This is a genomic window from Arthrobacter sp. sptzw42 (assembly GCF_059089685.1).
Genome location: NZ_JBNHEX010000010.1, coordinates 103,725 through 122,542, shown reverse-complemented (window position 1 = coordinate 122,542; position 18,818 = coordinate 103,725). Strand labels below are relative to the sequence as shown.

The 18,818-nt window shown below is 65.8% G+C and carries 17 protein-coding genes; 8 read left to right on the top strand and 9 right to left on the bottom strand.

Annotated features, from left to right (window positions below; genetic code table 11):
- Positions 1 to 29: 29 nt before the first annotated feature.
- From AC5RT4_RS13525 to AC5RT4_RS13510, 4 genes are all read left to right on the top strand, one after another.
- Complete coding sequence (locus AC5RT4_RS13525; RefSeq protein WP_494106062.1) at positions 30 to 1,448, top strand: GntP family transporter; 1,419 nt, start codon at positions 30 to 32, stop codon at positions 1,446 to 1,448.
- Positions 1,448 to 2,299 carry a class II fructose-bisphosphate aldolase gene (locus tag AC5RT4_RS13520; RefSeq protein ID WP_494106061.1) on the top strand — a complete coding sequence of 284 codons (852 nt, stop codon included), beginning with the start codon at positions 1,448 to 1,450 and terminating at the stop codon, positions 2,297 to 2,299. The genes AC5RT4_RS13525 and AC5RT4_RS13520 overlap by 1 nt, the downstream gene beginning before the upstream one ends.
- 117 nt (positions 2,300 to 2,416) lie before the next feature.
- Positions 2,417 to 2,770 (top strand): GNAT family N-acetyltransferase, encoded by a 354-nt coding sequence (locus AC5RT4_RS13515; protein WP_494040516.1) that lies wholly within the window; start codon positions 2,417 to 2,419, stop codon positions 2,768 to 2,770.
- A gap of 179 nt (positions 2,771 to 2,949) precedes the next feature.
- Positions 2,950 to 3,912 carry an NAD(P)/FAD-dependent oxidoreductase gene (locus AC5RT4_RS13510; protein WP_494106060.1) on the top strand — a complete coding sequence of 321 codons (963 nt, stop codon included), beginning with the start codon at positions 2,950 to 2,952 and terminating at the stop codon, positions 3,910 to 3,912.
- 43 nt (positions 3,913 to 3,955) lie between these two features.
- Here the strand turns inward: AC5RT4_RS13510 and AC5RT4_RS13505 are convergent, their stop codons facing one another.
- Complete coding sequence (locus AC5RT4_RS13505) at positions 3,956 to 4,264, bottom strand: hypothetical protein (RefSeq protein WP_494106059.1); 309 nt, start codon at positions 4,262 to 4,264, stop codon at positions 3,956 to 3,958.
- Between the two features lie 191 nt (positions 4,265 to 4,455).
- Positions 4,456 to 4,776 carry a hypothetical protein gene (locus AC5RT4_RS13500; RefSeq protein ID WP_494040519.1) on the bottom strand — a complete coding sequence of 107 codons (321 nt, stop codon included), beginning with the start codon at positions 4,774 to 4,776 and terminating at the stop codon, positions 4,456 to 4,458.
- 261 nt (positions 4,777 to 5,037) lie between these two features.
- On the opposite strand from AC5RT4_RS13500, the gene AC5RT4_RS13495 reads away from it, so the two are divergent.
- Positions 5,038 to 5,811: an SDR family NAD(P)-dependent oxidoreductase gene (locus AC5RT4_RS13495; protein ID WP_494106058.1), complete on the top strand. Its 774-nt coding sequence runs from the start codon at positions 5,038 to 5,040 to the stop codon at positions 5,809 to 5,811.
- On the opposite strand, the gene AC5RT4_RS13490 is transcribed toward AC5RT4_RS13495, so the two are convergent.
- On the bottom strand, positions 5,779 to 6,870 hold the full coding sequence (locus tag AC5RT4_RS13490) for an FUSC family protein (RefSeq protein ID WP_494106057.1): 1,092 nt from the start codon (positions 6,868 to 6,870) through the stop codon (positions 5,779 to 5,781). The two genes, AC5RT4_RS13495 and AC5RT4_RS13490, sit on opposite strands and share 33 nt — an antisense overlap.
- 105 nt (positions 6,871 to 6,975) lie before the next feature.
- A complete protein-coding gene (locus tag AC5RT4_RS13485) occupies positions 6,976 to 8,589 on the bottom strand; it encodes an MFS transporter (protein ID WP_494106056.1) in 1,614 nt (537 codons plus the stop codon).
- A 518-nt stretch (positions 8,590 to 9,107) separates the two neighbouring features.
- Between AC5RT4_RS13485 and AC5RT4_RS13480 the strand changes: the two genes are divergently transcribed.
- Positions 9,108 to 9,368 carry a hypothetical protein gene (locus AC5RT4_RS13480; RefSeq protein WP_494106055.1) on the top strand — a complete coding sequence of 87 codons (261 nt, stop codon included), beginning with the start codon at positions 9,108 to 9,110 and terminating at the stop codon, positions 9,366 to 9,368.
- A gap of 76 nt (positions 9,369 to 9,444) precedes the next feature.
- Here AC5RT4_RS13480 and AC5RT4_RS13475 read toward each other — a convergent pair whose 3' ends face one another.
- Positions 9,445 to 12,015, bottom strand: a complete 2,571-nt coding sequence (locus AC5RT4_RS13475; RefSeq protein WP_494106054.1) for an ATP-dependent DNA ligase — start codon at positions 12,013 to 12,015, stop codon at positions 9,445 to 9,447.
- 40 nt (positions 12,016 to 12,055) lie between these two features.
- Here AC5RT4_RS13475 and ku point away from each other — a divergent pair, with 40 nt between their 5' ends.
- Positions 12,056 to 13,231, top strand: a complete 1,176-nt coding sequence (ku, locus tag AC5RT4_RS13470; RefSeq protein WP_494106053.1) for a non-homologous end joining protein Ku — start codon at positions 12,056 to 12,058, stop codon at positions 13,229 to 13,231.
- Between the two features lie 260 nt (positions 13,232 to 13,491).
- Positions 13,492 to 14,346: a class I SAM-dependent methyltransferase gene (locus AC5RT4_RS13465; RefSeq protein WP_494040526.1), complete on the top strand. Its 855-nt coding sequence runs from the start codon at positions 13,492 to 13,494 to the stop codon at positions 14,344 to 14,346.
- Between the two features lie 98 nt (positions 14,347 to 14,444).
- Here the strand turns inward: AC5RT4_RS13465 and AC5RT4_RS13460 are convergent, their stop codons facing one another.
- The 4 genes from AC5RT4_RS13460 to AC5RT4_RS13445 form a co-directional block, all read right to left on the bottom strand.
- Positions 14,445 to 14,723, bottom strand: a complete 279-nt coding sequence (locus AC5RT4_RS13460) for an HPr family phosphocarrier protein (protein WP_079598623.1) — start codon at positions 14,721 to 14,723, stop codon at positions 14,445 to 14,447.
- 62 nt (positions 14,724 to 14,785) lie between these two features.
- A complete protein-coding gene (locus AC5RT4_RS13455) occupies positions 14,786 to 16,903 on the bottom strand; it encodes a PTS fructose transporter subunit IIABC (RefSeq protein WP_494106052.1) in 2,118 nt (705 codons plus the stop codon).
- A 2-nt stretch (positions 16,904 to 16,905) separates the two neighbouring features.
- On the bottom strand, positions 16,906 to 17,901 hold the full coding sequence (locus tag AC5RT4_RS13450; protein WP_494106051.1) for a 1-phosphofructokinase family hexose kinase: 996 nt from the start codon (positions 17,899 to 17,901) through the stop codon (positions 16,906 to 16,908).
- A complete protein-coding gene (locus AC5RT4_RS13445; RefSeq protein ID WP_494106078.1) occupies positions 17,898 to 18,704 on the bottom strand; it encodes a DeoR/GlpR family DNA-binding transcription regulator in 807 nt (268 codons plus the stop codon). Before AC5RT4_RS13445 ends, AC5RT4_RS13450 begins: the two co-directional genes overlap by 4 nt.
- Positions 18,705 to 18,818 lie beyond the last annotated feature (114 nt).

The following is an 18,818-nucleotide window of genomic DNA, read 5'->3' as shown; positions in this document are numbered from 1 at the left end:
TTAACTGGCGATGTCAAAGGAGACACACGATGAGCGCACTAGCTCTTCTGGCCATAGCAGCGGCGGGCGTCGCCCTGCTGCTCGTGGCCGTCATCAAGTTCAAAATCCCCGCTTTCCTTGCCCTCCTGGTGGTCAGCGTGGCAGTTGCCCTGGTGGCCGGCATTCCGCTGCCGGATGTCATCAAGACGGTTACTGAAGGCATGGGCGGAACCCTTGGATCCGTCGCCATCCTGGTTGGGCTCGGCGCCATGCTGGGCAAAATGATTGAGATTTCCGGCGGTGCGCAGGCCCTCGCCGGCAAGTTCACGCAGCTGCTCGGCCCCCGCCGGGTCATCGCGGCCCTGACCTCCGCAGCCTTCCTGTTGGCCATCCCAGTCTTCTTTGACGTCGGATTCATCATCCTCATCCCCATCATCTACGGATTTGCCAAGGCCGCCGGAGTCAACCCGGTCAAAATCGGCCTGCCCGTCGGCGGCATCATGCTGGCCATCCACGTTGTTGTCCCGCCGCACCCCGGCGTTGTTGGCGGCGCCGGAATCCTCGGCGCAGACATTGGCTGGACCACCATCATTGGCCTCGCCCTCTGCATTCCCGTGGGCGTCCTGGGCTACTTCGTTGCCCGCAGGCTCAACCGGCGTGACTTTGCCATGCTGCCCGCCACTGCCGAGCAGTTCAAGCTCTTTGGTACCGGTACATCACAGGTCGAGCAGGAAGCTGCCCAGGGCGCATCCAACGTTGCCGTCAAGAGCGAAGTCAAGACCGCTCCCAGCCCCGCCATGATCATCACCCTGATTGTCCTTCCGATCCTCATGATCATGGTGGGAACTGTGGGCGCTGTCATCCTGCCCAAGGAATCCTTCGCTTCCCAGCTGGCCGCGTTCATCGGCGCTCCGCTGATTGCACTCCTCACGGCCTTGGGCCTGGCGTACTACTTCCTGGGCATCCGCCGCGGTTGGTCCTCGCAGCACACCGGCGAGGTGATGGACTCCGCACTGGCTCCCACCGCGATCGTCATCCTGGTAACCGGCGCCGGCGGCGTCTTCGGCAAGGTGCTCACCGTCTCCGGCATCGGCAAGGCCCTCGCGGAAGGGCTGCAGACTGCCGGCCTCCCCGTCATCGTGATGGCCTTCGTCCTCGCGGCCATCCTCCGTGCATCCCAGGGGTCCGCCACGGTGGCCATCATCACCACATCGGGCCTGCTGGCAGCATCCGTGGCCGGCGGCGGCTTCTCGCCCTTCCAGACAGCACTCATCCTGGTAGCCATGGGCTTCGGCGCACTTGGCCTGAGCCACGTCAATGACTCCGGCTTTTGGATCGTCACCCGTTTCCTTGGCCTCTCCGTGGCCGACGGCCTGAAGACCTGGACTGTGCTCACCACGGTCCTTGGCCTGGCAGGCTTCGTCCTCACGTTCCTGGTTTGGATCCTTGCCGGAGGCCTGACCGTCTGATGCGCACCCGACTCGACCACCTGGTCACCTCCGCCCTCCAGCAGGGCTCCGCCGTCCCGGCCTTCACCTGCTACGACTTCACCACCGCTTTGGCAGTGGTGGCCGCAGCCGAGGAATCGGGCCGGGGCGTCATCCTCCTCGTGGCTCCCAAGACCGCCGCCACGCCCAACGGACTGCGCCTCATTGGCGCCCTGCGTGGCCTCGCTGACGCGGCGTCCGTTCCGGTGTCCGTGCAGCTGGACCACGCAACTGACCTTCAGGTGATGGCCGACGCCGTGACGTCGGGGGCGGATTCCGTCCTCGCCGACGGTTCGTCCCTTCCTTACGAGGACAACATCGCACTGGTCGCTGCGGCCCGGGCCCTGTTGGGCCCTGACGTGGTGCTGGAAGCTGAACTGGGCGGCCTTGCGGGAGACGAGGACCGCGCCTTTGGTGCCGACCAGTCGGGTGTATCCGTGGCCGGGCTGACGGATTCCGCCCAAGTGGAGGATTTTGTATCCCGCACCGGCGCGCAGCTGCTGGCTGTCGCCGTCGGCAACGTTCACGGCAAGTACAAGGGGGAGCCGCAGCTGCGCTGGGACGTGCTTCAGGACATCGCAGTGCGGACGCACATTCCGCTGGTGCTGCACGGAGCCTCCGGAATCCCGGCAGCGGAACTGGTGAAGGCTGCGGCCATGAACGTTGGCAAGGTCAACTTCAATACCGAGCTTCGTACCGGTGTCCTCGCCACCTTGCAGGAGCAGCTGCCGGGACACCGCTCCGACGGCGAGAACCTCCAGGGGCTCCTGGGCCACTGGAGCCAGTCGGCGGGCAGCTTCGCTTCATCGGCGCTGGGCATGCTTTCCCGCTAGGCCGTAACTGACAGGAAGAAAGGGGCCGGGACCAGGCATTGGGGCCCGGCCCCCGGACGTTGCTGAAGGGTAAGCCGGGGCATTGCCAGCGGGGTGAAGTAGTGCCAGTGTCAAACCATGACCGAGAACACGATGTCCACCGAGGACCAGTTCACCCCCGATGTCTCACTGAGCCGCAACGACGCACACCACCGCTACGAGCTGCACGTGGGCGGCAAACTGGCCGTCCAATCCTTTTACCGCGACCTCCCCGGCCATATCGACTTCAGCCACACGGAGACGTCCCCGGAGTTCGAGGGCCAGGGCCTGGGCAAGGTCCTCGCCCATTTCGCGCTGGATGACGTGGTGGCAGCGGGAAAGCGGATCATCCCGCACTGCCCGTTCATCGCCGGCTACCTCCGCCGGCACGAGGGCTATGAGCAGTGCGTTGACTGGCCCGACAGCCCGGCCAGGAGCGGTTCCGGAGCCTGAAATCAGCCGGCGGGCCCCCGGCGAGTTACCAACAGATCATTCCTTCCTGCCAATTGTGCCCGGGCTGCGCGTTATGGCGCCGCAGTGTCGGGTACCTTTCCTGTGCGCGGTCTTGCAGAGGGCGCACGCTTTGAAAACGCGCGGCCCCTTGAGGCAGCGCGCACCGGAAGGAATCCTGGATGAATCACCAGGAACAACTGTTTGATGTGGCCGTCATCGGCGGCGGACCGGCCGGCCTTAGCGCCGGCGTTGCCCTGGCCAGGGCATTGCGGTCAGTAGTAGTGATTGACGCCGGCGGGCAAAGGAACCTCCCGGCGGAAGGCGTGCATGGTTTCCTCACCCGCGAGGGCATGAGCCCCCGGGAGCTCCTTGCTGCGGGGCGGGAAGAACTGGCGGACTACGGTGGTGAAGCCATCCCCGGGTTTGTTAAGTCTGCCAGGCGCGACGGCGACAACTTCGAGCTCTCACTCGAGGACGGGTCGACGTGCCGTGCCCGCCGGCTACTGATTACCTCGGGGATTCAGGACGAGCTCCCCGAACTGCCTGGGGTGGCCGACCGCTGGGGCCGGGATGTCCTCTACTGCCCTTATTGCCACGGCTGGGAAATCCGGAACCAAAAGGTGGGGGTGCTGGCCTCCGATGACCACGCTGTCCTTCAGGCCCTGACCTTCCGGCAGTGGAGCGCGGACGTAACCCTCCTGCTCCACGGTCAACTGGTGCTCAGCCCGGGCCAATCGGAACAGCTGGCCGCACGGTCGGTCAAGGTGGTTGACGGCCGGGTCCGCGGGCTGGTGGTCCAGGACGACCGGCTCACGGCGGTCACGCTCGATGACGGATCAGCAGTACCGCTGGAGGTGCTGGTGGTCAGCCCGGCAACAGTCAGTAAGGCCAACATGCTCCAAGCCCTGGGGCTGGAGCCAGATGACCTGGAGGAGGGGCCGGGGACGCGCCTGCCGACCGACGAAGCGGGGCTGACATCCTGCCCGGGCGTCTGGGCGGCAGGCAATGCCACCGACGTTTCCGCCCAGGTCATGACAGCTGCTGCTGCCGGACTCAAGGCTGCCGCAGCAATCAATGCGGACCTGGTGCTGGAGGACACCCGGCTCGCGGTGGAGGCGGCAAGGAGCCCCGCCATCCGTTAAAGGCCGGCCCTGTCAGCTGACCGGGTGTGCGGTGTGGGCCCTGTCAGCTGGCCAGGGCGTGACGGGTGGCTGCCGGGACGTCGAGGGTGAAACCGCAGGCGCAGCGGTAGGTGTCCACACTGGCGGGGGAGCCGGGGCCGGCGGGAAGGGCCGGGGCGATGTCAACGTGGACGGGCTGGTACAGCGGTGTGGCGTCCGGATCCACCAGCTGCATGGGGGCACGGCAGTGCATCCGTGAAGTCATGGTGACCAGCAGTCCCGCGTCCACCGGACGGAGGAAGCTGACCGGAGCTTCTGCCCCTGCTTCCGGCTCGATGGGTGCTGCCGACTGATTTTTCACTGCTGTGGTCACGATGTTCGTCCTTGGGCTTCTTCACGGAACTGCCGGCGTTGGCAGCCCCGCCGCGAACTGCTTGCGGAGGTTCATTTACCGCATAAGCAAAGCATGCTTACTAATAGTTGGACAAATCCGCCCGTGGCGCAGGGCACATTTGCCTTCCCGCTGCCTGCCGCCAAGGCCGTCCGGCGCTGCCCCGAGGCTGTCTATTGCTGCCCGCTGAAGGCGCCGGCCTTGTGCCCCTGGCTCCGCCGGTGCTGCCACTGGTGTGCATGCCAGAGCAGCAGGCCTACGACAGCAATGACCCCGCCCAGCATTGCGTAAGGGGCGAGGGTGAAAATCACGAAAGGCATCGGCGTCCCTCCGCCTGACGGTCCCGTGGTCAGATCGGCATTAAAGGCAGCCGAGACGCCGCCACCCACCAGAAGGGCGGCCAGCAGCCAAAGAACAATGATGAAAGGGTTGACGGCAAAGGATCCGACGCTTCCCGGCTCTTCCGCGGCTGCGGACGGCGCATCCTCCGTCACGGTCTGTCCATCCGCATCCACTTCCCGGAATCCGTACGCACCCGCTTGCTGCTCCAAATTTCCCCCCACACATCGAACCCGCAACTCCGTGCTGCTGGTAGCACCACCCTAATGCCGCCCTTCTTGCCGCATGGCCACGCGGTCCGGCCGGTGTGGCGGGATTCGCAAGACAATTACATGGCCGGACGCCTGGCGAACCCGCTGGCGAAGTCCGCGGAACAGTAAGGCACGGGAGACCCTACCGGTGGCTAGGCTGGCAGCATGACTGCAGACATCTCCGGAGCTACCGCCCTCATCACCGGCGCCAGTGCGGGCCTGGGCAGTGAGTTCGCACGACAGCTTGCTGCCCAAGGCTGCAACCTGGTGCTGGTGGCGCGGAACCGGGCCCGCCTCGAGGAAACCGCGGCGGGCCTGGAGAAGCGCTACGGAATTACGGCTGAGGTGCTGCCCGCGGACCTGACCGACGACGCCGGGGTGGCAGCCGTCGTCGGGCGCCTCTCGGATCCACAGCACCCGGTAGGAATCCTGGTGAACAACGCAGGAATCGGTCTGCTGCACAACTTCGAGGACAACCACATTTCGGAGGAGAAAAAGCACTTGAAGCTGCATGGCGAGACGGCAATGGAACTCACCCACGCTGCAATAAAGGGCATGCTGGAGCGGGGCGGCGGCCGGATCATCAACGTGGCGAGCATCGCGGCGTTCCTGCCCCGGGGCACATACTCCGCCGCGAAGGCCTGGCTGGTGAGCTTCAGCCGCTGGGCCAACCTCACCTACCGCAAGCGCGGCATCAAGGTCACCGCGGTGTGCCCGGGCTTCACCCACACAGAGTTCCACGACCGGATGGGAATGGACAAATCCGTGGCACCCTCGTGGGCCTGGCTGGACGCCGAGCGGGTGGTCCGGGAAGGACTGGCCGACAACGCGCGGGGCAAAGCCGTGTCCATCCCGTCCAAGCGCTACAAGGTGGTGGCGGCGGTGGCCAGGGTAGCGCCGGCAAAGCTAGTGGCGGGACCTGCGCGTAAACCCAAATAGCACCGCCGGGGTGCGCGTGCCCACCCGCCGGACGGCCACCACCACCGCAATTCCCACCAACGCACCCACCAGCGTTTCAATACCGCGTTCCAGGATCAGGACGGCGGGGTCCATGGGATCGGCGAGCTGGGTCATCAGGAGGATTACCGGCGTAAAGGAGACCATGGCCAGGCCGTAATGGCGGGCCATAAACAACTCGGTGGTGAACTGGAAGAGAATAACCAGAAGTGCCAGCACCACGGCCTGCCGGACGGGAAGGAATCCTTCCAGGGACCAAGGGCCGGGCAGGATGACGACGGCGGTCACCGCCAGCCCAACGAACGTCCCCACAATGCGGTGGATGCCCCGCCGCACGCTGCTGGGGAGGTCGGCCCCGGCAAGGGGAACCGCGGCCGCGGCCATGGCCCAGTGCGGGTGGCCGCTGCCGGACAAGACTCCAACAGTACCCGCGGCCCCCACAGCCAGGACGTACCTGGCAGCGTGCACCAACACCTCCGGTCTGCCGGCGGAGTGTCCTGCGGGGACGCTCCTGACCGCACCCCGCCGCCAGGACCTGCGGCGGATCCAGCCGGCAAAACCCACCATCATGGAAAAGACCGCCGACCCCGCCGCGAGAAGCAAAGCCACATGCCAGGGGACCTCTGTAGGTACAGAGGCGCAGGCCCCCAGGGCGAGGATGCCGAAGAACGGCCCGTTGGGTTTGAGCCGGACCCCGTCCGCAAACACCGATCCGACGCCGGCCAGCACCGCTTCGACGGCGACGAGCCACCAGGAATGAAGGTGGTTAACGGACAGGAACAGGCCTGCCGCAACCCCGCCGAGCAGGACCACCGAGGCCTGCGCCTGGTGCCGGAGGCGGAGCTGGTGCGGCTCGGAGCGGCCATACATGCCGGTCAAGGCACCGAAGACGGCGTACATGATGAGTCCGGTGTGGCCCGCAGCCAAAAGCAGGAGCGAGGGGACTGCGACGCTGAGGGCTACCCGCAGGGCCGCAAGGTGGTCCCGGCTGGCCGGTTCCAGCCGATGAAGGGCGCGCACCTGCTCCACCAGAAGCTTCATGCCGCTCCGTCCCTGCTTGTCACCGGATCCCTTCCGGGCAGGAACCTATCATCGGCGGCTTCACCCGGGCCAGCCCGGGAAGGGAGCCTGCCTGTTGCTGCACGGCTAGACCTGGGCTGGAGCCTTCCCGGCGGAACTGGAATCCGTGATGTCCTGGGTCTCGAACGGAAGCTCATCGAGGTCGATCAGCGGGTTCTCATCCTGCGTTGCCACCAATTCGCGGGCCTCTGCCTGAGTGTCCACGCTGGGCATGGAGCCTGGCAGTGGCCGCTGGGCGGATTCCTTGAGGAAGTAGATGGCGACGGCGCCCACCAGTGAGGTGCCCATCAGGTAGTAGGCAGGCATCATGTCGTTGCCGGTGGCGCTGATAAGCGCTGCCACGATGAACGGCGTTGTTCCGCCGAAAATTGCCACTGAGAAGTTGTAGGCGATGCCCATTGCGCCGTACCGGCTGGACGTGGGGAACTGGGCCGGAAGCGCGGAGGCCAGGTTGGCCACGTAGAACGTCACCGGGAACGCGATCAGGGAAAGGCCGGTGAGCGTGGACCAGACGTCGCCGATGCCGATCAGCATGAAGGCCGGGGTTGCCAGGACAACCGTGCTCAGCGCACCGATCCACAGGACGGGGCGGCGGCCGATCCGGTCGGACAGCTTGCCGGTCAGCGGGATGCAGAGGCTCATGACCACGAGAACAGGGATGGTCAGCAGGGTGCCGTGGACTTCGTCGTAGCCCTTGGACTCGGTGAGGTACGTGGGCATGTACGAGGTAAGGGCGTAACCGGCGGTATTGGCTGCGGCAACCAGGATCATGGCGACGATGATGGAGCGCCAGTACGCCTTCACAATTCCCACCGGGCCCTTAACCGATGCTTGGTCGGAGGCAGCGGCGTGCTTTGCCAGCTCTTCCTGGGCGTCCAGGGTTGCCTGGAACTGAGGAGATTCCTCGATCTTGCTCCGGAAGTAGACGGCGATGAGGCCCAGGGGACCGGCCACCAGGAACGGAATCCGCCAGCCCCACTCCTCCATTGCCGCCTGGCCAAGGGTCAGCTGCAGAGCAGAGACCAGTGCCGCGCCGAGGGCGAAGCCAAAGTAGCTGCCCATGTCCAAAAAGCTGGCGAAGAAGCCGCGGCGCTTGTCCGGGGCGTACTCGCTGACGAAGGTGGTGGCACCGGCGTATTCGCCGCCGGTGGAGAAGCCCTGGACGATCTTGAGCAGCACCAGAAGGGCCGCCGCCCACAGCCCGATTTGGGCGTAGCCGGGAAGGAGTCCGATGGCGAAGGTGCTTGCCGCCATGATCATCAGGGTGGTGGCGAGGATCTTCTGCCGGCCCATCTTGTCCCCGAGCCAGCCGAAGATCACGCCGCCAAGCGGGCGCGCGATGAAGGTGGCGGCGAAGGTTCCCAGCAGGAAGAGTGTCTGCGTGGTGGGGTCGGACTCCGGCAGGAAAACGGGCCCCATGGTGGTGATGAGGTAGCCGAACACGCCCACGTCGTACCATTCCATCGTGTTGCCCACGATGGTTCCGCCCAGGGCTTTCTTCAGCATGGGCTGGTTGACGACGTTGACGTCCGACTCCTTGAGCCGGCGGCGCTTCAGAATGCTTGGCTTGCGCGGCCCTCTGGCAGCTGTGGCTGGGGTGCCGGGGGGTGTAGCTGGGTTGGTTCCGGAGGCGATGTTCGTGCCTGCGGAAGAGTCGGTGATGCTTCGGTCTGTGGGCATTTGGGCAGCTCCCGTGGAGGTCATTTGCTTGCGACTTGTAGCTGCCCCGCTCCGGGCAGGCCTTCAATTTTACGCGAAGGCTATGGCGCCCGCTGCCTTAATGGCGTAGGGTGGCCCCTTTTCGAAGCGTTTCCGGCCAGCTACACGAAACTTCTTTTCCGGGTTTTCCCGCGCCAGTACTGGGATCGGCGCCGTCCGGCCCCATCGTTACGAAATCTTTGTCCTTTCTGGCGCCCGGAACCCTCTTTCGCCCCGGATTCAGCCGAAAAAGTGATGCCGCCCACCGCGTCCGCAGCCATCCTCCCTGGCTGCCGGGCCGCCGTCGTCTGGGCACTGAAAGCATGGCCGTCCGAGGGGTTCACAGGTGCCGCTCGCTTGCCTATGGTGGAGCCATGGAAACACTTTCTTTCAAGTAGGCAATCGTCTGCGGCCTGGCCACCGCCGGCCGCTCCATCAAACCTTCAGAGGCCTTTGGCCTCTCTTTTGGCAGCACTTCATTTGATTGCAAAGGAAGAACCATGGCTGACGAAAATACTGGCAAGCGCATTGCGCCGGAGCTGGCGGACCACCTTGCGAAGGCAATGGACTCCCCGCCCATGCCTGGTGCGGTTGCCCCGCTGCCTCCGATGGGGGCAGCCGGACAGAGCGGCTGGCCGGACGGCAACGGCAAGCGGCGGCATCCCAAGGACCACGGCGGCAGCCATGGCCGCATGGGGATGGGGGCGGCCGTGACGGCCATCCACCGGACCGGCCGGCCGCAAATGCCGCACTCGTCCTGAAATCGCCGCAGGAAACCAAACGGAACGGGGACACCGGACTTCCGGTGTCCCCGTTCTCTTGCATCCTTCTACCCCGTCAGGCCTCACGGACCACATCGGACGGGTCCTTGTCCACCCGCCAGCCCCGCCACCGCGGGTGCCGAAGCCGCCCTGGGCCGGTCCATTCGCTGTAGGTCACTTCGCCCACGAGCTCCGGTGCCACCCAATGCGCGTCCGAGGAATCGGGGCGCGGAACATCGTGGAACGGAGACGTTTTCCTGCCCAGCCGTTCCACCTTCTGCCGGAGTTCGGCGAGCTCCCGGGTGCTAAAACCGCTGCCCACGCGGCCGATGTACCGCAGCTTGCCGCCCTCGGGAATACCCACCAGGAGTGAGCCCACGGTCTCCTCTCGGCCGCCTTTGCCCGGGCGCCAGCCACCCACCACCACTTCCTGGGTCTGCTCGGTCTTGAGCTTGATCCAGGTGCGGGTTCGTTGTCCGCTCACGTAGCGGCTGTCCGTCCGCTTGGCCATAACGCCCTCAAGGCCGAGTTCCTGTGCGCTTTCTAGGATGTGCTCCACCCGGTCCTCCAGCACCATCGACAGGTCCACCGGGCAGCTGGAGGGGCGGTAGAACCGTTCCAGCCGTTCGCGCCGCTCGGTGAGCGGGAGCCGGCGGAGATCCATCCCGCCGTCGTGGAGCAGGTCGAAAAGGACCAGCCGGACGGGGATGGCTGTACGGGCCTTTGCGACGTCGGCGGCGCGGGTGAGCTTCATGCGTCCCTGCAGCAGCCCAAAGTCGGGTCTGCCGCCCGCGCCCAGGGCCACGATTTCGCCGTCGGCCACGAACGGCTGTTCCGGCCAGCAGGAGCGGTCAGTGAATTCGGGGTAGGTCCTGCTGACGTCATTCCCGTTGCGGCTGAAGATGCGGACCTTTTCCTCATCCGCCACGAGGATTGCCCGCACCCCGTCCCACTTGAGCTCGAACTGCCAGTTGCTGCCCTGCAGGTCTGCGGTGTCCCCGGAGGTGGCCATCATCGGGCCGAAGTCCTCCGGTGAAACAGGGAGCGGGGCGCCGTCCCGGGCAGCACCCTCCCGGGCTGCCGCGGCACTGCCAGTGGTTGCGCGCGCTTTATTCTCCGGTTCCCGGGCGCTCTCCTGGGGCGCCCCGCCGCTCCCGGGCTCCCCGGCATCCTCCTCCGGCCCGGCAGGCAGTGGCGCGTGCCGCCGTCGTCCGCCTTGGTGCTCTTTATCCATGAGGTGGATGAGCCACTGGCCCTCGGAGTCCCCGCCCTGCCCGCGGCCGGTGTGGATCAGCGCCACCTTCTTCGGCCCGCCCAACCCGCCACCCTCGGACCCGTTCAGCGTAACGATGACTTCCCTGCCATTGATCCATTTGTGCAGCTCATATGTGCCGGTGTCCCAGATGGTCATGTCGCCCGCACCGTACTCTCCTTTGGGGATGGTCCCGGTGAAGGTGAGGTAGTCCATTGGGTGGTCCTCGGTCTGGACGGCCAGGTGGTTCTTGCCGCCGGATTCAGGGACGCCCTTGGGCAGCGCCCACGACACCAGGACGCCCTCGTGTTCCAGCCGGAGATCGAAATGGAGCCGGCTGGCGTGGTGTTCCTGGATGACGAACGCGTCTCCGGTGCCGGCCGCTCCGCTGAACGGCTCGGGTGTCGCCCTGGGATCGCGCATGGCGCGGTACTTTGTGAGGCGGGGATTACCGTCGTCGTGCTCTTCTTTGTCCGTGCCCCGGGCAGTGGCGGAGCCTCCGCCTGCGGCCCTGACGACGGCGGCGAACGGCTCCGTGCCGTCCTGCACCCTCCGGATCACCTCCTGGTAATCCAGGTGCCGAAGGTTCGGGGAACTGATCTCCTGCCAGGTGCGGGGCGCGGCCACCATCGGTGTGGGGCGTCCACGGAGCGAATACGGGACGATGGTGGTTTTGGCTGCGTTGTTCTGGCTCCAGTCCACCAGCACTTTGCCTCTGCGGAGCGTCTTTTTCATATCGCTGACGGCGAGGTCGGGATGGTCCGACTCCAGGGCCCGCGCCAATTCGCGGGCAAAAGCCGAGATCTGGTCGGAGGTCTGGCTCCGGTCCAGCGCGGCATACAGATGGATGCCTTTGCTGCCGCTGGTCACCGGGACCGAATCCAAGCCCACGTCCTCAAGGATTGAGCGCGCCAGGAGGGCAACCTCCACGCACTCCTCCAGGCCCGCGCCCTCCCCGGGGTCGAGGTCAAGGACCAGGCGGTCGGGATTCAACTGGTTGCCGTGCGAATCCACCTGCCACTGGGGAACGTGGATTTCCAGCGAGTTGATCTGGCCGAACCAGGTGAGCGTGGCGGGATCGTTGACCATCGGGTATTGGATGGTCCGGTCCTTGTGGGTGATGGCGGCACGCGGGAGCCACCCGGGGGCGGAGTCCTCTAGGTTCTTCTGGAAAAACACTTCGCCCGGCTTTTCCGCCGTGCCCACGCCGTTGACCCACCGCTTCCTGGTGGCCGGCCTGCCGGCTGCGGCGGGGATCAGGACGTGGGCCACCGCGGCGTAGTAGGCGAGGACGTCGGCCTTGGTGGTGCCGGTCTCCGGATAGATGACTTTGCCCAGGTTGGTGAGGGTCAATTCCCTTCCCGCAACCCGGACACGCTCCTTAGCTGCGGCCATGGGGCTTCACCTCCGGGGCTCCGTGATGTTGACTTAGGGAATGAGAGCCATCTGGAAAGGTGCCATCGCGTTTGGCCTGGTCAACGTACCCGTAAAGGTCTACAGCGCCACCGAGGATCATGACATCAGTCTGCACCAGGTCCACAATGCCGACGGGGGACGCATCCGCTACCAGCGCAGGTGCGAGGTCTGCAGCCAGGTCATTGATTATTCGGATATCGAGAAGGCCTACGAGGAGGACGGCCGGACTGTCATCCTGGCCAAGGATGAACTCAAGGCCATTCCGGCGGAGAACAGCCACGAGATCGAGGTGGTGCAGTTCGTCCCGTCCGAGCAGCTTGAACCCATGATGTTCGAGAAAAGCTACTACCTGGAGCCGGACTCCAAGTCGCCCAAGGCCTATGTGCTGCTGCGCCGGGCGCTCGAGGACACGGACCGGGTGGCCATCGTCCAGTTCGCTTTGCGGGAGAAGACGCGGCTCGGTGCCTTGCGCATCAAGGACGACACTTTGGTCCTCCAGTCCCTGCTCTGGCCGGACGAGGTGCGCGAAGCGAATTTCCCCTCCCTGGAGGCAGACATCAGGATTTCCCCGCAGGAACGCGACATGTCCGCGGCCCTGGTGGAGTCCATGGCGGCCGACTTCGACCCCGCCCACTTCACGGATGACTACCAGGTACAGCTGCGCCAGCTCATCGAGGCCAAGCTTGAGCAGGGCGACTCCCTGAATACCGAGGAAACGTTTGGCGTCGAAGCCGGCGAGGGCGGCAAGGGTGAGGTCATTGACCTGATGGAAGCACTGAAACGGAGCCTGGACCGGAAACGCGGGAGCGGGTCCGATGCTGCCGGCTCCGGCGCTGAGGACCCGGAGGCTGAGGACGCGGACGCTGAGGACCCGGAGGCTGAGGACGCGGACGCTGAGGCTGGAGGCGACGGCGGAGAAAGCGCCAAGCCGGCGCCCAAGAGGGCCCCGGCGGGCAAGTCCGCGGACACGAAAACCACTGCATCCAGGTCCACTGCCAGCAAGTCCACGGCCAGTAAGACCGCCGCGGCGAAGTCGACGGACGGTAAGTCCAGCACGGCGAAGACCGGTACGGAAAAGTCCACCGCCGCCAAATCCACTGCCACAAAGTCGACGGGCAGTAAGACCACTGCCAAACCTGCGGCCAAGAGCACCACCAGTAAGGCAACCGGCACCAGGGCGCGCAAGCCGGCCTGATGGTGCGCTTGCGGTGCCTGTTCCCTGGATTAGTGCCATGAGTATGAAACTACTAAGCCTGCTTGCTTTCCGGTAGTCGCCGCCTCGTAGCGGGGCTGCCGGCAGCAGGTCCGGCCGTCGTGGTGCTTCGAGCCGTTCCCTTTGAAGCCGTCTCTTTACAGCGGAGTTCGGCGAGTTCACAATGAGTCGCATCGCAGCCTCCGCTGTGCCCGCAGCGTGCTGCCACTCACTGACGAACCACCGTAGAGGAAGGCACAGTCATGACAGATCAAGCAGATGTCTCGGAGGCGGACCGGGCGCTCAAGCAGAAGCACCGCGCTATGTGGGCATCAGGAGACTATCCCGCGCTGGCCAGTGAGCTGCTCCCCGAACTGGGAGCCATCCTGGTGGAAGCATGCGGCATCAATTCACGGCATAGGGTCCTGGACGTCGCCGCCGGGGCAGGCAACGCTGCCATCCCAGCCGCGATGATGGGTGCGAAGGTGGTGGCGAGCGACCTCACGCCGGAACTGTTCGACGCCGGCCGCCACCAGGCAGCGGACCGCGGGGTGGAGCTGGAATGGATGGAGGGGGACGCGGAGGCGCTGCCCTTTGGCGATAACGGGTTCGACACCGTAATGTCCTGCCTCGGCGTGATGTTTGCACCCCACCACCAACCGGCAGCCGACGAGCTCCTGCGGGTGTGCAAACCGGGCGGCACCATCGGGCTCCTCAGCTGGACACCTGAAGGATTCATCGGCAGGATGTTCGCCGCCATGAAACCGTTCGCCCCGCCACCCCCGCCCGGTGCACAGCCGGCTCCGCTGTGGGGGAGCGAGGAACACGTGCGTGAACTCTTCGGTGACAGGATCACCGACATCCAGGCCCGCAAAAAAACGCTCGGGGTCAGCAGTTTCCACCAGCCGGAGGACTTCGTCCGCTACTTCAAGTCCCACTACGGCCCCACCATCTCGGTCTATAAATTCATCGCGGAGGACGGGGAGAAGGTCAAGGACCTGGACAAGGCACTGACAGAACTGGCCGAGTCGTTCGGCGACGCCCACGGCGATGTTCCGTTCCACATGGAGTGGGAGTACCTGCTGTTTACCGCCAGGAAGGCCAAGGGGGCCGGCTGAGCGCCCGTAACGCAGGCGGCCGCCGTCGGGCGTTCCCCTTGATAGGGAGCCCGACGGCGGCCGCCGTTGTCCTGCCTTAGCGGCAGTTGCCGGTGCTGCTACTCGGCGTCGTGGTCAGTTTCCAGGATCTGGACCAGCCGGTCCAGCGCAGTGTCAGCCCCGTCGCCTTCGGCGCGGAGCACCACAACGTCACCGTGTGAGGCGCCCAGGCTCATGAGGGACAGGATGCTCGCAGCGTCCATGGCCTCATCTGCCGGCTCACCTTCACGGGCAATGGTGATGTCCAGGTCGAACTCGCCGGCTGCCTCGGCGAAAATGGCGGCAGGGCGGGCGTGCAGGCCTACGCGGCTGGCGACGGTTGCGGTGCGTTCTGGCATTTTTGCTCCTTATGTCTATCGGAACTGGGCTTCAGTGCCGGACAGGTAGTAGGTGAGGCGGGTCAGACCGTTGCTGGGACGGTTTCCACCGTAGCAGTGGTCTTGGGGGCTGCCCAGCGCTTGAGTGCTACAACAGCAAGCGCGCTCACAATCGTTCCGGCGATGATCGAGACCGCGAACATCAACAGGTTGCCGATGGCGAAGAAGACGAAGAAACCGCCGTGCGGTGCCTGTGATGTGACGTTGAACGCCATGCACAGTGCACCCGTCAGGGCACCGCCCATCATGCTGGCAGGGATGACGCGCAGCGGATCGGCAGCGGCGAACGGGATGGCGCCCTCCGAAATGAAGGACGCACCCAGCAGCCAGGCGGCCTTGCCGTTTTCTCGCTCGGCCAGGCTGAAGAGCTTCTTATCCAGGACAGTAGCCAGAGCCATGGCCAGCGGGGGCACCATGCCGGCCGCCATCACGGTGGCCATGATCTGCCATGGCGCCTGATTGGAGGCACTGCCGGCACCGAGACCTGCCACGGCGAAGGCATAGGCCACCTTGTTCACGGGGCCGCCCAGGTCGAAGCACATCATGAGGCCCAGGATGATTCCCAGGATCACAGCGGACGCACCGGTCATGCTGGACAGCCAGCCGTTAAGGGCGGTGGTGAGGCCTGCGATGGGGCCGCCAAGGAACAGGAACATTGCGCCGGAGGCAACAATGGATGCAAGCAGGGGGATGATGACCACGGGCATCAGGCCCCGCAGCCAGCGGGCGACCTGCCAGGTGCCGATCAGGTGTGCGATGTAGCCGGCCAGCAGGCCGCCCACGATGCCGCCGAGGAAGCCGGCCCCCATGAATCCGGCTACGGCGCCTGCAACGAAGCCCGGGGCGATGCCGGGCCGGTCGGCAATGGCGTAGGCGATGTACCCGGCCAGCGCCGGGACCAGGAAGCCCATGGACAAGGCACCGATTTTGAAGAATACGGTGCCCAGATAGAGGGCCAGGTTCCCGTCAGGGAGGTTGAAAAGGGTGTTGTTGGCCAAAATGTCATTGGCCTTCGTGCCAAGGGCGATGTCGAAACCCGCCAGCAGGAAGCCCAGGGCGATGAGCAGGCCGCCGCCGGCAACGAAGGGAATCATGTAGCTGACGCCGGTCAGGAGCGCGCGCTTCAGTTTCTGGCCGATGTGCTCGCCCTTCTCGCTGGCTTCCCGTTCTGCCTGCTCCTCGGCACCGAAGTGGGGGACGCGGCGTGCGTGCGGGTCTGATGCCGCGGCGAGGGCTTCCTGGACCATTTTGGCGGGCTCGTCAATGCCGCGCTTCACCGGGGCGTTGATGACTGGCTTGCCGGCAAAGCGTTCCTTGCCGCGCACGTCCACGTCCACCGCGAAGATCACGGCGTCGGCGGCGGCGATAACCGCCGGGTCCAGCGGCTTGGCGCCGGAGGAACCCTGGGTTTCCACCTGCAGGTCAACGCCGGCTTCCTGGGCTGCGGCCACCAGGGAATCAGCGGCCATGTAGGTGTGGGCGATGCCGGTGGGGCACGCGGTCACTGCCACGAGCCGCTTGGGCCCCCCACCATTGGTTGAGCTTGCCGGTGCCGCGTCTGCAGGGCCGGCAGCCGCAACCGCGGACGCACCCGACTGGCCGCTGGCATTCAGCGTCCCGGTGGTCGAGCCTGCTGAAACCGCGCCTGCCGGCACTGCATCAGCGGGGGAAGCGGCTGCATGGGCGGGCTTGTCCGCTAGTGCGCCGTCCACCAGTTCCACGATTTCTTCCCGGGATGCGGCATTGCGCAGGGCTGCGGTGAAGTCCTTTTTGATCAGGGACCTCGCGAGCTTGGACAGCAGCTTCAAATGTTGCTGGTCCGCGCCGTCCGGGGCTGCGATGAAGAAAATCAGGTCGGCCGGGCCGTCCTTGGCACCGAAGTCCACCTTGGGGTTGAGGCGGGCCATGGCCAGGGTCGGTTCCGTGACTGCTGCGGAGCGGCAGTGGGGAATGGCGATGCCGCCGGGGATGCCCGTGGCGGTCTTCTGTTCGCGGGCAAAGGCATCCGCAAAGAGGCCTTCGACTTCCGAGGCGCGTCCGGTGGCGGCCACTTTGCTTGCCAGGTGCCGGATCACGGCCTCGGGGGTACTGCCCAGGTTCTGGTCGAGGTCGACCAGTTCCGTGGTGATGAGCTGGGTCACTGTCAATCCTTTCGAAGGGCCGTGATGGTTACGGCATCCGGTGTGGTTTGGTGGACTGCCGGGACAGTGGAACCCGGCAGGGAAGCGGCGGCGGCACCGTGGGCCACCGCCTGGCGAAGGCAGTCGGCCGGGGCGGCGCCCTGGCCGTGGGCGAGCAGGTAGCCGGCGAGGGCAGAGTCGCCCGCGCCGACAGTGCTGACCGCGGCGACCGGCGGGTGCGTGGCCAGCCACGCGCCGTCGGCCGTTACCAGGACAGCTCCCTTGGATCCGAGAGTTGCCAGCACAGCACCCACACCGGAACGTACGACGGCGGCGGCTGCTGCTGCGGCTGCAGCCGGGTCCGCTTCAAGTTCGTCAGCGGTGGCCGGGGAGGCGAAGCCGGCTGAGGCAGCCAGCTCCGCCAGTTCTTCGGCATTGGGTTTGAGGAGGTCCGGCTTTCCCGAACCATCGCCTGCCTCGCCGCTGGAAACAGCGGCGGCAAGAGGGGCGCCGGAGGAGTCCACAGCGATCCGCGGGGCATTTCCGTTAGCCTCGGAGCGGAGTCGGCGGGCCACGGTGGCGTAGTAGTCGGCGGGGAATCCCGGGGGAAGCGATCCGGCAAGGACCACCCAGCTGGCGCCGCGGGAGCTCTCGAGCAGCAGCTTCATCAGGGCTTCCTGCTGGTCCGCGTCGAGCAGCGGCCCGGGCTCATTGATCTTGGTGGTGACCCCGCCAGGCTCAGTGAGCGCAACGTTGGTGCGGAGCGGCTCGCTGATGGGGAGGGACACGAAGGGCACTTCGCTCTCGCGCAGGCCGGCCAGCACGGGATCGCTGTCCGCGCCGGGAAGGACCGCTACCGACTCCAGGCCGGAGGCCACCAGGGCGCGTGAGACGTTGACGCCCTTGCCACCGGATTCCTGGCTGACGGAGACGGCGCGCTGCACTTCGCCGCGTTCCAGCGGGCCGGGGAGCGCCACGGTCCGGTCCAGGCTCGGGTTGGCTGTGAAGGTGACAATCATGCGATCACCACATCTACGCCGGCTTCTTCGAGGGCGGCTGCAAGTTCCGGTCCGGGTTCGCTGTCTGTAATCAAAGTGTCCAGATCTTTCAGGGAGGCGAACTGGACCAGGGTTTCCGTGTCCAGTTTGGTGGAATCGGCCAACACCACAATGCGGCGGGCCGAACGGACGAAAGCTGCCTTGACGGCGGCTTCTTCAGGATCGGGAGTGCTCAGGCCAAAGGTTGCGTGGATGCCGTTGGTACCGATGAAGGCGATGTCCGGCCGAAACCTGCTGGCAGAGTCCACAGTTGCCTGGCCTACGGCAACCTGGGTAATTCCGCGGACCCGGCCGCCGAGGACCTCCAGGGCAATCCCGGGGATGCTGGAAAGCTTGCCCGCGATGGGCACAGCGTGGGTGATCGCGACCAGTTCCGCCCGTGGTTCAAAGAAATCGGAGGCCTCGACGGCGGTGCGCCGGGAGAGCAGGTCCGCCAGCACCTCGGTGGTGGTGCCGCCGTCGATCAGGACGCTGCCGCGTGATGTGCGGGGGATCAGGGCCAGGGCGGCCTCGGCGATCCGCATCTTCTGGTCCGGCCGCTGGATGGCCCGTTCGTTGATGCTTTCCTCGGTGGTGCTGAAGCGGTCTGCCGCCACGGCGCCGCCGTGCACGCGGCGGACCGTCCCGGCGTTTTCCAGGGTGGCAAGATCCCGGCGGACGGTTTCGGTGGTGATGCGGAAGCGCTCGGCCAGGAGGGTCACGCTGACCCGGCCGGTGCCGGCTACAAGCTCGGCAATCTTCTGCTGGCGCTCCTCGGCGAACACATACCCTCCGTTGCGTAAGGCTTGATGGTGCGGCTGCTGATACTGCTGTTTCATTCGTACAGCATTCCGCTGGTGCGTGACAGGCATCACACGATGTTGAGTTACTTGACTTTA

Excerpts from the sequence above, each read along its gene's own strand:
- AC5RT4_RS13525 (WP_494106062.1), top strand. The coding sequence starts at position 30 with ATGAGCGCACTAGCTCTTCTGGCCATAGCAGCGGCGGGCGTCGCCCTG.
- AC5RT4_RS13520 (WP_494106061.1), top strand. The coding sequence starts at position 1,448 with ATGCGCACCCGACTCGACCACCTGGTCACCTCCGCCCTCCAGCAGGGC.
- AC5RT4_RS13515 (WP_494040516.1), top strand. The coding sequence starts at position 2,417 with ATGACCGAGAACACGATGTCCACCGAGGACCAGTTCACCCCCGATGTC.
- AC5RT4_RS13510 (WP_494106060.1), top strand. The coding sequence starts at position 2,950 with ATGAATCACCAGGAACAACTGTTTGATGTGGCCGTCATCGGCGGCGGA.
- AC5RT4_RS13495 (WP_494106058.1), top strand. The coding sequence starts at position 5,038 with ATGACTGCAGACATCTCCGGAGCTACCGCCCTCATCACCGGCGCCAGT.
- AC5RT4_RS13490 (WP_494106057.1), bottom strand. The coding sequence starts at position 6,870 with ATGAAGCTTCTGGTGGAGCAGGTGCGCGCCCTTCATCGGCTGGAACCG.
- AC5RT4_RS13485 (WP_494106056.1), bottom strand. The coding sequence starts at position 8,589 with ATGCCCACAGACCGAAGCATCACCGACTCTTCCGCAGGCACGAACATC.
- AC5RT4_RS13480 (WP_494106055.1), top strand. The coding sequence starts at position 9,108 with ATGGCTGACGAAAATACTGGCAAGCGCATTGCGCCGGAGCTGGCGGAC.
- AC5RT4_RS13475 (WP_494106054.1), bottom strand. The coding sequence starts at position 12,015 with ATGGCCGCAGCTAAGGAGCGTGTCCGGGTTGCGGGAAGGGAATTGACC.
- ku (WP_494106053.1), top strand. The coding sequence starts at position 12,056 with ATGAGAGCCATCTGGAAAGGTGCCATCGCGTTTGGCCTGGTCAACGTA.
- AC5RT4_RS13465 (WP_494040526.1), top strand. The coding sequence starts at position 13,492 with ATGACAGATCAAGCAGATGTCTCGGAGGCGGACCGGGCGCTCAAGCAG.
- AC5RT4_RS13460 (WP_079598623.1), bottom strand. The coding sequence starts at position 14,723 with ATGCCAGAACGCACCGCAACCGTCGCCAGCCGCGTAGGCCTGCACGCC.
- AC5RT4_RS13450 (WP_494106051.1), bottom strand. The coding sequence starts at position 17,901 with ATGATTGTCACCTTCACAGCCAACCCGAGCCTGGACCGGACCGTGGCG.